Source organism: Mycobacterium sp. 5-140-3-2 (assembly GCF_035666375.1).
GTDB lineage: Bacteria > Actinomycetota > Actinomycetes > Mycobacteriales > Mycobacteriaceae > Mycobacterium > Mycobacterium intracellulare.
Genome location: NZ_CP142025.1, coordinates 4009748 through 4022469, shown reverse-complemented (window position 1 = coordinate 4022469; position 12722 = coordinate 4009748). Strand labels below are relative to the sequence as shown.

Sequence of the window (12722 nt, the reverse complement as noted above, 5' to 3'; positions counted from 1 at the left end):
CGACTGATCGGCGAGCCGCGGATGACGCGAATCGAGGCGAGTTCGATATGGGGAGCGACGCAGGGGCGGCCGCCAAGCCGCGCACGCTGGCCGAAAAGGTCTGGGACGACCATGTTGTGGTCTCCGGGGGCGCGTCGGGGCAGGCGGCCCCCGACCTGATCTACATCGATCTGCACCTGGTGCACGAGGTCACCAGCCCGCAGGCTTTCGACGGCCTGCGCCTGGCCGGGCGGCCGGTGCGGCGCCCCGATTTGACGCTGGCCACCGAGGATCACAACGTTCCGACCATCGACATCGACAAGCCGATCGCCGACCCGGTGTCCCGCACGCAGGTCGAGACATTACGGCGAAATTGTGCCGAATTCGGTGTGCGGCTATATCCAATGGGCAACCTCGAGCAGGGCATCGTGCATGTCGTCGGGCCACAACTGGGCCTCACCCAGCCGGGCATGACGATCGTCTGTGGGGACAGTCACACCTCGACCCACGGCGCATTCGGCGCGCTGGCCATGGGAATTGGCACCTCGGAGGTCGAGCACGTGCTCGCGACTCAGACGTTGCCGCTGCGGCCGTTCAAGACGATGGCGGTCAATGTCGACGGGAAATTGCCCCCCGGCGTGACGGCCAAGGACATCATCCTCGCGCTGATCGCCAAGATCGGCACCGGCGGCGGGCAGGGGCATGTCATCGAATACCGCGGCAGCGCCATCGAATCCCTGTCGATGGAAGGCCGGATGACCGTCTGCAACATGAGCATCGAAGCCGGCGCCCGGGCGGGAATGGTGGCTCCCGATGCCACCACCTACGAATTCCTGCGTGACCGCCCGCACGCCCCGAAAGGCGCGCAATGGGATGCGGCAATGCGTTATTGGCAGCAGCTGCACACCGACCCGGGCGCCGAATTCGACACCGAGGTCTACCTCGATGCGGAGTCGCTGAGCCCGTTCGTGACGTGGGGCACAAACCCCGGCCAGGGCGTGCCGCTGGCCGCCGCCGTGCCCGACCCCGAACTGATGGCCGACGACGGCGAGCGCCAGGCCGCTGAGAAAGCGTTGGCATACATGGACCTTCGACCGGGTACCCCGATGCGTGACATCGCCGTCGACGCGGTGTTCGTGGGCTCTTGTACCAACGGTCGTATCGAAGATCTCCGCGCCGTGGCCGACATTTTGCGCGGACGCAAAATCGCCCCGGGGGTGCGGATGCTCGTCGTGCCGGGGTCGATGCGGGTGCGCGCGCAGGCCGAAGACGAAGGGCTGGGCGAGGTTTTCACCGCCGCTGGTGCCGAATGGCGGCAGGCGGGCTGCTCGATGTGCCTGGGGATGAATCCGGACCAGTTGGCGCCGGGCGAGCGGTGCGCGGCGACGTCCAACCGCAACTTCGAAGGGCGCCAGGGTAAAGGCGGCCGCACGCATTTGGTGTCTCCGGCCGTTGCCGCGGCGACAGCAGTTCGGGGCACATTGTCCGCTCCGGCCGATTTGAGCTGACGTATCCGACGTCTGAAGGGATGACCATGGAAGCTTTTCACACCCACACCGGTATCGGTGTGCCGCTGCGGCGCTCCAACGTCGACACCGATCAGATCATTCCGGCGGTGTATTTGAAGCGTGTAACCAGAACCGGTTTCGAGGACGGCTTGTTCGCGAGCTGGAGGTCGGATCCGTCATTCGTGCTCAACCTCAGCCCGTTTGATCGGGGGTCGGTCCTGGTCGCAGGACCCGATTTCGGGACGGGCTCGTCGCGCGAGCACGCGGTGTGGGCGCTGATGGACTACGGGTTCCGAGTGGTCATCTCGTCTCGATTCGGTGACATTTTCCGGGGCAACGCCGGCAAGGCGGGGCTGCTGGCGGCCGAAGTTTCTCAGGACGGGGTGGAGCTGCTCTGGAAGCTGATCGAGCAGAGCCCCGGCTTGGAAATCACTGCCAATCTTCAAGATCGAAATATCACCGCGGGAACGACGGTGCTGCCGTTCAAGATTGACGACCACACCGCGTGGCGGCTACTCGAAGGTCTTGACGATATAGCCCTTACGCTGCGGAAACTCGATGAAATCGAGTCTTTCGAGGCGGCCTATCCGGACTGGAAACCTCGCACTCTGTCCACCTCCTGAACGGTCGGACGGAGCCGAATTTCTGCTCGATCGGCTAACTAAACCGGGCCGATTTTACGATCCCCCACCGGTCAAGGGCGGCAACCGGATTGCGAAAACGCCGTACGCCTTGCCGTGAAATTGCGCGTGGCTCTTGGAAATTTGCTGGGTGAGGGTTTACCGTGTCCACTAGTCGGTTCAAAATCGAGGACCACTAGTGTCGGAGGGATTGATGAATAAGGCAGAGCTCATTGATGTGCTCACACAGAAATTGAACACGGACCGTCGGCAGGCGACCGCAGCGGTCGAGAACGTTGTCGACACCATTGTGCGTGCGGTACACAAGGGCGACAGCGTCACCATTACCGGGTTCGGTGTGTTCGAACAGCGGCGCCGCGCAGCGCGCGTGGCTCGCAACCCGCGTACCGGTGAGACGGTGAAGGTGAAGCCGACTTCCGTCCCCGCGTTCCGTCCCGGTGCCCAATTCAAAGCGGTTGTGTCTGGCGCACAGCGTCTCCCGTCGGACGGCCCGGCCGTCAAGCGCGGTGTGGTAGGTGGCACGGGCGCGGCCAAGAAGACCGCGGCCAAGAAGGCTCCCGCCAAGAAGGCTGCGGCCAAGAAGGCTCCCGCCAAGAAGGCCGCGGCCAAGAAGGCTCCCGCCAAGAAGGCCGCAGTGAAGAAGGCTCCGGCCAAAAAGGCCGCAGTGAAGAAGGCTCCGGCCCGCAAGGCCGCGACCAAGGCTCCGGCCAAGAAGACTGCGGCAAAGAAGGCTCCGGCCCGCAAGGCCGCGACCAAGGCCCCGGCCAAGAAGGCCGCGAGCAAGTCGACGGCCCGCAAGGCTCCCGCCAAGAAGACGACCGCGCGTCGCGGCCGCCGCTAGGCAGAGCACGTTCTAGACACGAATACCCTTCGGCGGCAGCGGTGCCCCGGAGGGTATTCGTGTGCTAGCGGCGGGCCGCCGCCATCGAGCTGCGGTCGGCCGTCGCTCTGTCGCTAGGCGCGCACGTTGGCGGCCAGCGCACCGCCGAGGTGATCGGCGGCGACCAGCCGGCCGCCCGACAACGACAGCACCCAGGTGCTGCCCTTGTGATTGCGCGATTTGTCCGGCCGCACCCCATCGCGGGCACACCACCACGCGATCAGGTCCGGAATCACCTTGCCCTGCGTGCAGACAACCGGTGTGCCGTGCTCGCCGGCGATGTCCAGCATCCGGTGGCGGCCGCGTTTGGCGTTCTTGGCGTAGGCCTCTTCGGTGAGGGTGGGCTCGTTGTGCACGGTCGAGCCGAGCTCCTCGGCGAGTGGTTCCACGGTCTGATGACAGCGGACCCGGTCGGCCGCGTACACCCGCGAAGCACCGAAGGCGAGCAGCTGGGGAACCAGCGCCTTGGCCTGCGCGCGCCCCCGTTTGTCCAGCGGCCGCTTGGTGTCATCGCCGGAGAAGCGCGACTTGCGTCCCGCGGTCGCGTGCCGGACCACCAGCACGGTGTGGGTGTCGGCCGGTTTTTTGTTGAAGTGGCGCAACACTTTTCGGTCCTGGGCGTAATCGAGTTTCCGCATGGCTTCGGCCGCCGGCAACCAGAGCAACCGGTCGACCTCGTCGCCGGGAACGAACTCGCCGCCCACGGCGCGCGCCGACCAGTAGGAGACTTTTTTGACGCCCGCGTCGATCGGATAGCTCACCGCGTTGAGCCGCCTGCCCAGGACGGCGTGTTGGCCGGTCTCCTCGTACACCTCCCGCACCGCCGCCGCGGGCGCGGTCTCGCCGGGGTCCACTTTGCCTTTGGGCAGTGACCAATCGTCATAGCGGGGGCGGTGGATGACGGCGATCTCGACATCGTGGCCGGCGGTGTCGGCGTCGCCCGGCCGCCACAGGACCGCGCCGGCGGCATGGACGACTCGGCTTCCAGAGCGCCGGGCGCTAGACGAGCTCGAAGGCGGCACCTCAACTCCTGCAGGTCAATTCGGTCAGAGTCGCACGTTCAATCACGCTGCGGCCCGGGAACAACCGGAAATCACCGCACAGGTCTAGGGACTGCGATGCCGCTCCATCAACGATACTTGGTGGTCGCGCACCGTATGGCCCTCTTGCGGCGACGCGGTCCACTGCCCGTCGGACCCGAGTTCCCAGCAGCGCGTGGACGGATCCAGTGCGGACTCGAACAATTCATCTAGCTGCGCGGTGAGCTTGGGGTCCTTGACTTGAGCCAGCACCTCCACCCGGCGATCGAGGTTGCGGTGCATCATATCGGCGCTGCCGATCCAGAATTCGTTGATGTTGCGGAAATGGATGATCCGCGAGTGCTCGAGGAAGCGCCCGAGAATGGAGCGCACAACGATGTTTTCGGAGTAGCCCTGTGCACCCGGGCGCAGCGCGCAGATGCCACGCACCACCACCTCGACCCGCACGCCGGCCTGCGACGCCCGGTACAGCGCATCGATGACCTGCTCGTCCACCAGCGCATTCATCTTGAGACGAATTCGCCCGTCCCCGCGTTCGCGGTGCGCCGCGATCTCACGTTCGACGCGTTCGATGATCCCGGTGCGAATTCCGTGCGGCGCCACCAGCAGATTGCGGTAGGAGACCTTACGCGAATAGCCGGTAAGCGAATTGAACAAGTCGGTGAGGTCGGCGCCGATGTCGGGGGCCGCGGTCAGCAGGCCGACATCCTCATAGAGACGGGCGGTCTTACTGTTGTAGTTGCCCGTTCCGATGTGGCAGTAGCGCCGGATCGCCGAGCCTTCGCGACGCACCACCAAGCAGGTCTTGCAGTGCGTCTTGAGCCCGACGAGTCCGTAAACCACGTGCACGCCCGCCTGTTCGAGTGCGCGCGCCCAGCGGATGTTGGCCTGTTCGTCGAAGCGCGCCTTGATCTCCACCAGTGCCACGGCCTGCTTTCCGGCCTCGGCCGCTTCGATCAGCGCGCGAACGATCGGCGAATCACCGGAGGTGCGGTACAGCGTCTGTTTGATCGCCAGCACGTTGGGGTCGGCGGCGGCCTGCTGGATGAATCGCTGCACGCTGGTGGAGAACGAGTCATACGGGTGGTGCACCAGCACGTCGCCCTCGCGCAGCGTCGCGAAGATGCTCTTGGGGGATTCGCGGTCGGCGAAGGCCGGATGCGTGTCGGGGACGAACGCGGGGTCCTTGAGCGCCGGGCGGTCCAGGTCGTAGATCTGCCACAGCGACGAAAGATCCAAAAGGCCGGGGACTTCGATGACGTCACCGGGATGCACATCGAGTTCGCGCAGCAGCAATTCCAGCATGCCCTCGGTCATGTCGTCGGCGATCTCGAGCCGCACCGGCGGGCCGAACCGCCGGCGCGCCAGTTCGCGTTCGAGGGCCTGCAGCAGGTCTTCGTCGCGGTCTTCTTCGACCTCCATGTCGGCGTTGCGGGTGATGCGGAAGGCGTGGTGCTCCACGATTTCCATGCCGGGGAAGAGAAGAGGAAGGAAGGCCGCGATCAGTTCTTCCAGCGGCAGATAGCGCACGATGGACCGGGCTTCGCCCGCGGCGCTGTCCCGGCCCGACCTGGGGGCGGCGAGTTCGACGAAGCGATCGACGTTGTTGGGCACCTTGACTCGCGCGAAGTGCTGGCCACCATCCTCGGGCTGGCGGACCATGACCGCCAGATTCAGGCTCAGCCCGCTGACGAATGGGAACGGGTGCGCTGGGTCGACGGCCAGCGGCGTCAGGACGGGAAAGACTTGTTCGGTGAAATAGGCCGAGAGTTCGTCGCGTTCGGCCTGATCGAGGTCCGCCCACGTGACGATGTGGATGCCTTCCTCGGCCAGCGCGGGCCGCACCGAATCGAGGAACACCCGCGCGTGCCGGGTGGCGATCCGCTGGGTTTGCTCTCCGATGAGGGCCAGCTGCTTGCGCGGCGTCAGACCGTCGGCGGAGCGCACCGACAGGCCCATCTCGTCGCGGCGCTTGAGGCCGGCGACCCGCACCATGTAGAACTCGTCGAGGTTGGAGGCGAAGATCGCCAGGAATTTCGCCCGTTCCAGCAGCGGCAACGAATTGTCGTCGGCCAGCGCCAGTACGCGGGCGTTGAAGTCCAGCCAGCTCAGTTCCCTGTTGAGGTAACGCTCGTCGGGCAGATCGGTCATCGCGGTAGGCGTCGCAGCTGGGGGCGCCGCCACGGCCGAGTCGCCGGAATGCCACAAATTCTCGTCGGGTCGCGCCTCAGCTTCGATTTCAGTCACCCTGCGATCATCGCTCATCACGCGCGGGTGCTGCCAGTGGTGATCGCGAGCGCGGCCGTGGCGGGTCGCCACTACAGGCCGTCACCGGGCGCAGCGCGCACGGGAATCCATTCGCCGTTGGGCCGACGTTCGCTTTCCGGACATCGACCGCTCGTGAGGCAAATCAGTGCGCGGCGATGGCGCGGGCGGTCGCGGCGCCCACCCCCAGGCGGCGGGCGGCAGCGAGGTCGGTCGGAGTGTCGACGTCACAGCGCAGGCCGGGCCACGCGCCGGTCAGCTCGATCGCACCCGAACTGCGGTGCCGCGCCGAGGAATCGGTACCGAACCGGGGATCGAGCGGACCCCCGAACGCGAAGAGCGCCGCGGTTCCGGTCGCCAGCCGGTCGGCGACGAAGCTGCGCCGGTGCTGGCGCGCGGCGGCGACGGCCTCGGCCAGCTCCTGGGTCTGCAGCGCCGGCAAATCGCCTTGCAGCGCAACGACATTGGAGAACGAAGTTGCCACCGCGCGCGCCGCGGTGGCGATCGCGTTGTTCAGGGGATCGGGGTGGCCCTCGGGCGTCGGGTCGACCAGCACGTCGGCACCCAGCTCGGCGGCCGCCGCGGCCGCCGCGTCGTCGGGCGTGATGACGGTGATCGAGCCCAGCGATTCCACGCGCCCCGCGGCGGTCAGGGTGTCCATCAACATCGCCAGCACCACGCTCTCGCGGGTGCGCGCCGAGAAAACCGGCGCCAGTCTGGTCTTGGCCGCGGCCAACCTCTTGACGGCGATGATCAACGCGACATCGCCCGCGCCGTCGGCTCGTATGCCGCTCATGAGATGTCATCCTGCCAGCGCGGCCCCGCGCGCCGGCGTCATGGCCCCGGCGCGCGGGACACGCTGGCCGCGTGACGCCCGGTCCGTCGCTGATCTAGGGTGTAGCGGCTGCACGTGCCGCATGAGCAACGCCGACCACGACAGGGGGTGACACATGACCAGCACGCATGCCAGTTCGACCGGCGCCGTCACGGTCATGGGCGCCGGGGCGTGGGGCACGGCGCTGGCGAAGGTGCTCGTCGAGGCGGGCGGGCCGGAAACACAGGTCACGTTGTGGGCCCGCAGGCCCGAGCTCGCCGAGCGGATCAACGCCACCCGATCGAACCCGGACTATCTGCCCGGCACGTCGCTGCCGCCGGGCATCCGCGCCACCGCCGACGCCGCCGAGGCGCTCCAGAACGCGTCCACGGTGCTGCTCGGCGTGCCGGCGCAGACGATGCGGAGCAACCTCGAGCGCTGGCGGCCGCTGCTGCGCGAGGGCGCGACCCTGGTCAGCCTGGCCAAGGGCATCGAGCTGGGCACCCTGATGCGGATGAGCCAGGTGATCGTCGCGGTGACCGGCGTCGACCCCGCTCACGTCGCGGTGATCTCGGGGCCGAACCTGGCCAGCGAGATCGCCGGATGCCAGCCGGCCGCGACCGTGGTCGCCTGCGGCGACTCGGGCCGGGCCGTCGCCCTGCAGCGCATGCTGAACAGCGGATACTTTCGCCCCTACACCAACAGTGATGTGGTGGGCACCGAGATCGGCGGGGCGTGCAAGAACGTGATCGCGCTCGCCTGCGGGATGGCCGCCGGCGTGGGGCTCGGCGAAAACACCGCGGCGGCGATCATCACCCGGGGCCTGGCCGAGATCATGCGGCTGGGGATCGCGCTGGGCGCCAAGGGTGCGACGCTGGCCGGGCTCGCCGGCGTGGGCGACCTGGTGGCCACGTGCAGCTCCCCGCATTCGCGCAACCGGTCGTTCGGTGAACGGCTCGGCCGCGGAGCAACCGTCGAGTCGATTCTTTCCGGCACGCCCGACGGCGGCGACGGGCACGTCGTCGAGGGTGTGACGTCCTGCGAGTCGGTGCTGGCGCTGGCGGCCAGTTACGACGTCGAAATGCCGCTCACCGACGCCGTGCACCGGGTCTGCCACAAGGGGCTGTCGGTCGACGAGGCGATGGCGCTGCTGTTGGGCCGCCGCACCAAGCCCGAGTGAGACCCCACCTACCCGGTAGCCTCTTGAGATTGTGAATGCCAGCGATCGGTCGACGCCGCGCCCCGGCTCGGGGGGCGGCGAGCGGGCGCGCGTGGCCGTCGTCTTCGGGGGGCGCAGCAACGAGCACGCCATCTCGTGCGTCTCGGCGGGCAGCATTCTGCGCAACCTCGACCCCGAGCGTTTCGAGGTGGTCGCGATCGGCATCACCCCGGAAGGTTCCTGGGTGCTCACCGACGGCGACCCGGCCGCGCTGGCGATCACCGACCGGCGGCTGCCCGAAGTCACCGCCGAGTCGGGAACCGAACTGGCGCTGCCGGCCGATCCGCGGCGCGGCGGCCAATTGGTCGCCCTGCCGCCCGGCGCCGGTGAGGTGTTGGCGTCCGTCGACGTGGTGTTCCCCGTGCTGCACGGCCCCTACGGCGAGGACGGCACCATCCAGGGTCTGCTCGAACTCGCCGGCGTGCCGTATGTGGGGGCCGGTGTGCTGGCCAGCGCCGCCGGCATGGACAAGGAGTTCACCAAGAAGCTGTTCGCCGCCGAGGGATTGCCGGTCGGCGACTACGCGGTGCTGCGCCCCTCGCGCGCGCGGCTGCGGCCCGAGGAGTGCCAGCGGCTGGGGCTGCCGGTGTTCGTCAAACCCGCCCGGGGAGGTTCCTCGATCGGTGTGAGCCGGGTAGCGAGCTGGGACCAGCTGGACGCCGCCGTCGCCGCGGCGCGCCGCCACGATCCCAAAGTCATCGTCGAGGCCGCGATCATCGGCCGCGAGCTGGAGTGCGGTGTGCTCGAAATGCCCGACGGCACAGTCGAAGCCAGCGCGCTCGGCGAGATCCGGGTGGCAGGCGTGCGGGGCCGCGAGGATTCGTTCTACGACTTCGCCACCAAATACCTTGACGACGCCGCCGAATTGGACGTGCCCGCAAAGGTCGACGACGAAATCGCCTACACAGTGCGCCAATTGGCGGTCCGCGCCTTCAGGGCCATCGACTGCCAGGGTCTGGCGCGGGTGGATTTCTTCCTCACCGAGGACGGGCCGGTGCTCAACGAGATCAACACGATGCCGGGGTTCACCACGATCTCGATGTACCCGCGGATGTGGGCGGCCAGCGGCGTGGACTACCCGACCCTGCTGGCGACGATGGTCGAGACGGCGCTGGCCCGCGGTGTGGGCCTGCGCTAGCTAGCGCGCCGGCCCGGGGCTGATGGGCCCGGCCGGGATGCGCTGCGCGATCACCTCCGACAGGCGCTGGATCGGCGCCGGGCCCGACCCGGTGGGCAGCGTGAGCGCCACATAGACACCGCGATCCACCGCGTACCAGGTGGATCTGCCGGCGTCACCGGCGGATTGCTGGTCGGAGCGCACCTGGAACCACTGCACCCGGTCGACCACCTGGATCGGGGAGCCGACGACGAACTCGCCCGGGCGGTCCAGGCCGCAGCGCAGCACGACGGGGTCGGCGCCCCGCCCGGAGCGCCATGCCGCCGCGCCCGCCGGTTCCGGCTGCTCGAGCGCCGCCCGCTGATAGTCACCCAGGCGCTGCGGCAGCGCGTCCATCAGCGCCCGGCACGCGGGGCTGTCGGCCTGCGGCGCCGGGACGCCCGCGACGGCGACCGGCTGCGGGGGCGCCTCACGGGTGGCCGCGATCGCCAGGATCACCCCGATGGTCGTGACGGCCAGCGCCACCGCGACGATGATCACCGCGCGCGGCGGCCCGCCGTCGGCGTCCGATTCGGTTGCCACCGCCCGCACCTCCTGTCCCCACATCACTATCGCCTCAGCCCACCCCGATGGCCAATTATCGTGGGTGGCGTGCGGGACGAATCGACGCTGCGGCAACTCGGCGAATTCGCCGTGATCGACCGCCTGGTGGCCGGTCGCCGCCAGCCCGCCGCTGTGGTGCTCGGGCCGGGTGACGACGCGGCGCTGGTGGCGGCCGGCGATGGCCGCACCGTGGTGTCGACCGACATGCTGGTGCAGGACCGCCACTTCCGGCTGGACTGGTCGACGCCGCACGACATCGGCCGCAAGGCGATCGCCCAGAACGCCGCGGACATCGAGGCGATGGGCGCGCGGCCCACGGCGTTCGTCGTCGCCTTCGGCGCGCCCGGTGAGACGCCGGCGGCCGCGGTGGACGCGCTCGTCGACGGGATGTGGGACGAGGCGCAACGGGTCGGGGCCGGCATCGCCGGCGGCGACCTGGTCAGCTGCCCGCAGTGGGTGATCGCGGTGACGGTGCTCGGCGATCTCGGCGGCCGCGAGCCGGTGCGGCGATCGGGCGCAACGCCGGGTTCGCTGGTCGCCGTCGCCGGCGACCTGGGCCGTTCGGCCGCGGGATTCGCCCTGTGGCACACCGGTATCGGCGGCTTCGAGGAGCTGCGGCGCCGGCATGTGGTGCCCGAGCCGCCGTACGGTCAGGGTGCGGTCGCCGCCGCCGGAGGGGCGCAGGCGATGATCGACGTCTCCGACGGCCTGATCGCCGACCTGCGGCATGTGGCCGACGCGTCGGGGGTGGGCATCGACCTGTCCACGGCGGCGCTGGCCGCCGACCGCGACGCGCTCGCCGCGGCGGCCGACGCCGCAGGCGCCGATCCGTGGCCGTGGGTGCTGGGGGGCGGCGAAGACCACGCCCTGGTGGCATGTTTCGCCGGACCCGCGCCGGCCGGATGGCGCATCATCGGGCGGGTGCTCGACGGGCCCGCCCGGGTGCTCGTCGACGATCAGGAGTGGAGCGGCCACGCCGGCTGGCAGTCGTACTAGGGTGACGCGGTGACCGTTTACCCGATCGCGAAGGGCCGACGATGACGGCGCGCCCGCTGAGCGAATTGGTCGAGCCGGGCTGGGCGAACGCGCTGCAACCCGTGGCCGGGCAGGTCGCCCAGATGGGGCAGTTCCTGCGGGACGAGATCGCCGCCGGGCGCAGGTATCTGCCCGCCGGCCCGAATGTGTTGCGCGCCTTCAGCTATCCGTTCGACCAGGTCCGGGTGCTGATCGTCGGACAGGATCCCTACCCGACGCCCGGACACGCTGTGGGGCTGAGCTTTTCGGTGGCCCCCGAGGTGCGGCCGCTGCCGCGCAGCCTGGCCAACATCTTTCAGGAGTACACGACCGACCTGGGCCACCCCCCGCCCTCGTGCGGTGACCTGACGCCCTGGGCGCAGCGCGGTGTGCTGCTGTTGAACAGGGTGCTCACCGTGCGACCCAGCAATCCGGCGTCGCACCGGGGCAAGGGCTGGGAAACGGTGACCGAATGCGCCATCCGGGCGCTGACCGCGCGCTCGCTGCCGCTGGTGGCGATCCTGTGGGGCCGCGACGCCTCGACACTCAAACCAATTCTCGCCCAAGGCAATTGCGTGGCCATCGAGTCACCGCACCCCTCGCCGCTGTCGGCGTCGCGGGGGTTCTTCGGCTCCCGCCCGTTCAGCCGTGCCAACGAACTGCTGGCCGGAATGGGCGCGGACGCGATCGATTGGCGGCTGCCCTGAACGAGATGACCGCGCTACGGGCGAACCGGCGCGGCGGACCGGAGCAGCTGGTGATCGAGCGGGCGCCCGTGCCGGTCGCGGCGGCCGGGGAAGCCTTGGTGGCCGTGCACGCGGCCGCCATCACCTTCGACGAGCTGACATGGGAGGAGACGTGGACCCGCGACGGCGTCAGCCGAACCCCCGTCATCCCGTCCCACGAGGTCTCCGGTGTGGTGTCCGCGGTGGCCGACGACGTCACGGATTTCGTGCCCGGCGACGAGGTCTACGGACTGATCGCGTTCGACCGCGACGGCGCGGCCGCCGATTTCGTCGCCGTGCCCGCGGCCGATCTGGCCGCCAAACCGTCGACGGTCTCCCACGTCGTCGCCGCCGCGCTCCCGCTGGCCGGCCTGACCGCGCTGCAGGCACTGGTCGATCACGCCGCGGTGCAGCCAAAGGAGAGCGTGCTGGTGCACGGAGGCGCCGGCGGGGTGGGCCTGTTGACCGTTCAGTTGGCCGCCCTGCTGGGTGCGCGGGTGACCGCGACCGTGCGCAGCGACACCGCGAATCTTCTTCGCGGCTGCGGCGCGCAGCGGGTGATCGACACGCGCACCGAGGCATTCGACGAGGCCGGCGCCGCCTACGACGTCGTCGTCGACACCGTCGGCGGGCAGACGCTGGAAAGGTCCTACGGCGTGCTGCGCCGCGGCGGCCGGCTGGTGACGTTGTCGGCACCGCCGCCGGACGGCCGGGCCGACGAATTCGGCGTCAGCGCAACCTTCTTCATCGTCACACCGAATCGGGATCAGCTCGCCGAGCTCGCCGCGCTCGTCGACAGCGACCGGTTGCACGTCGCGATCGCCCAGACGTTCCCGCTCGACGAGGGCCGGGAGGCGTTCGAAAGCCGGGAGCGGGGCGGCCGCGCCGGCAAGACGGTCCTGGTCGTGCGGGATTGA

12 protein-coding genes are annotated in these 12722 nt (G+C 69.1%); 8 read left to right on the top strand and 4 right to left on the bottom strand.

What is annotated here, in order from left to right; translation table 11 throughout:
- Positions 1-47 precede the first annotated feature (47 nt).
- The 3 genes from leuC (at position 48) to P6281_RS18595 (ending at position 2969) form a co-directional block, all read left to right on the top strand.
- Positions 48-1487 carry a 3-isopropylmalate dehydratase large subunit gene (leuC, locus tag P6281_RS18605; RefSeq protein ID WP_201408143.1) on the top strand — a complete coding sequence of 480 codons (1440 nt, stop codon included), beginning with the start codon at positions 48-50 and terminating at the stop codon, positions 1485-1487.
- 26 nt (positions 1488-1513) lie between these two features.
- Positions 1514-2110 (top strand): 3-isopropylmalate dehydratase small subunit, encoded by a 597-nt coding sequence (gene leuD / locus P6281_RS18600; protein ID WP_008259008.1) that lies wholly within the window; start codon positions 1514-1516, stop codon positions 2108-2110.
- A gap of 211 nt (positions 2111-2321) precedes the next feature.
- Positions 2322-2969, top strand: a complete 648-nt coding sequence (locus P6281_RS18595) for an HU family DNA-binding protein (protein ID WP_008259006.1) — start codon at positions 2322-2324, stop codon at positions 2967-2969.
- Positions 2970-3082: 113 nt separating this feature from the next.
- Here P6281_RS18595 and P6281_RS18590 read toward each other — a convergent pair whose 3' ends face one another.
- The 3 genes from P6281_RS18590 to cofC form a co-directional block, all read right to left on the bottom strand.
- Positions 3083-4030 carry an NUDIX hydrolase gene (locus P6281_RS18590; protein WP_202377521.1) on the bottom strand — a complete coding sequence of 316 codons (948 nt, stop codon included), beginning with the start codon at positions 4028-4030 and terminating at the stop codon, positions 3083-3085.
- Between the two features lie 84 nt (positions 4031-4114).
- The gene (locus P6281_RS18585; protein ID WP_009952778.1) at positions 4115-6316 is read right to left on the bottom strand and encodes an RNA degradosome polyphosphate kinase; all 2202 of its coding nucleotides are present in this window, start codon (positions 6314-6316) and stop codon (positions 4115-4117) included.
- A gap of 142 nt (positions 6317-6458) precedes the next feature.
- Complete coding sequence (cofC, locus tag P6281_RS18580) at positions 6459-7109, bottom strand: 2-phospho-L-lactate guanylyltransferase (protein WP_201407857.1); 651 nt, start codon at positions 7107-7109, stop codon at positions 6459-6461.
- Between the two features lie 154 nt (positions 7110-7263).
- On the opposite strand from cofC, the gene P6281_RS18575 reads away from it, so the two are divergent.
- Together P6281_RS18575 and P6281_RS18570 are read left to right on the top strand one after the other, a co-directional pair.
- On the top strand, positions 7264-8307 hold the full coding sequence (locus tag P6281_RS18575; RefSeq protein WP_202376616.1) for an NAD(P)H-dependent glycerol-3-phosphate dehydrogenase: 1044 nt from the start codon (positions 7264-7266) through the stop codon (positions 8305-8307).
- Between the two features lie 31 nt (positions 8308-8338).
- The gene (locus P6281_RS18570; protein ID WP_202376615.1) at positions 8339-9484 is read left to right on the top strand and encodes a D-alanine--D-alanine ligase family protein; all 1146 of its coding nucleotides are present in this window, start codon (positions 8339-8341) and stop codon (positions 9482-9484) included.
- Here P6281_RS18570 and P6281_RS18565 read toward each other — a convergent pair whose 3' ends face one another.
- A complete protein-coding gene (locus tag P6281_RS18565; RefSeq protein WP_202376614.1) occupies positions 9485-10069 on the bottom strand; it encodes a DUF3515 domain-containing protein in 585 nt (194 codons plus the stop codon).
- Between the two features lie 45 nt (positions 10070-10114).
- Between P6281_RS18565 and P6281_RS18560 the strand changes: the two genes are divergently transcribed.
- Genes P6281_RS18560 through P6281_RS18550 form a run of 3 tightly spaced genes read left to right on the top strand, consistent with a single transcriptional unit; the run spans position 10115 to position 12722 of the window.
- Complete coding sequence (locus P6281_RS18560) at positions 10115-11062, top strand: thiamine-phosphate kinase (protein WP_324738472.1); 948 nt, start codon at positions 10115-10117, stop codon at positions 11060-11062.
- Positions 11063-11103: 41 nt separating this feature from the next.
- On the top strand, positions 11104-11787 hold the full coding sequence (locus tag P6281_RS18555; protein WP_324738471.1) for a uracil-DNA glycosylase: 684 nt from the start codon (positions 11104-11106) through the stop codon (positions 11785-11787).
- Positions 11788-11792: 5 nt separating this feature from the next.
- On the top strand, positions 11793-12722 hold the full coding sequence (locus P6281_RS18550) for an NADP-dependent oxidoreductase (protein ID WP_008258982.1): 930 nt from the start codon (positions 11793-11795) through the stop codon (positions 12720-12722).

Excerpts from the sequence above, each read along its gene's own strand:
- P6281_RS18555 (WP_324738471.1), top strand. The coding sequence starts at position 11,104 with ATGACGGCGCGCCCGCTGAGCGAATTGGTCGAGCCGGGCTGGGCGAAC.
- P6281_RS18550 (WP_008258982.1), top strand. The coding sequence starts at position 11,793 with ATGACCGCGCTACGGGCGAACCGGCGCGGCGGACCGGAGCAGCTGGTG.
- leuD (WP_008259008.1), top strand. The coding sequence starts at position 1,514 with ATGGAAGCTTTTCACACCCACACCGGTATCGGTGTGCCGCTGCGGCGC.
- P6281_RS18595 (WP_008259006.1), top strand. The coding sequence starts at position 2,322 with ATGAATAAGGCAGAGCTCATTGATGTGCTCACACAGAAATTGAACACG.
- P6281_RS18575 (WP_202376616.1), top strand. The coding sequence starts at position 7,264 with ATGACCAGCACGCATGCCAGTTCGACCGGCGCCGTCACGGTCATGGGC.
- leuC (WP_201408143.1), top strand. The coding sequence starts at position 48 with ATGGGGAGCGACGCAGGGGCGGCCGCCAAGCCGCGCACGCTGGCCGAA.
- P6281_RS18565 (WP_202376614.1), bottom strand. The coding sequence starts at position 10,069 with ATGTGGGGACAGGAGGTGCGGGCGGTGGCAACCGAATCGGACGCCGAC.
- cofC (WP_201407857.1), bottom strand. The coding sequence starts at position 7,109 with ATGAGCGGCATACGAGCCGACGGCGCGGGCGATGTCGCGTTGATCATC.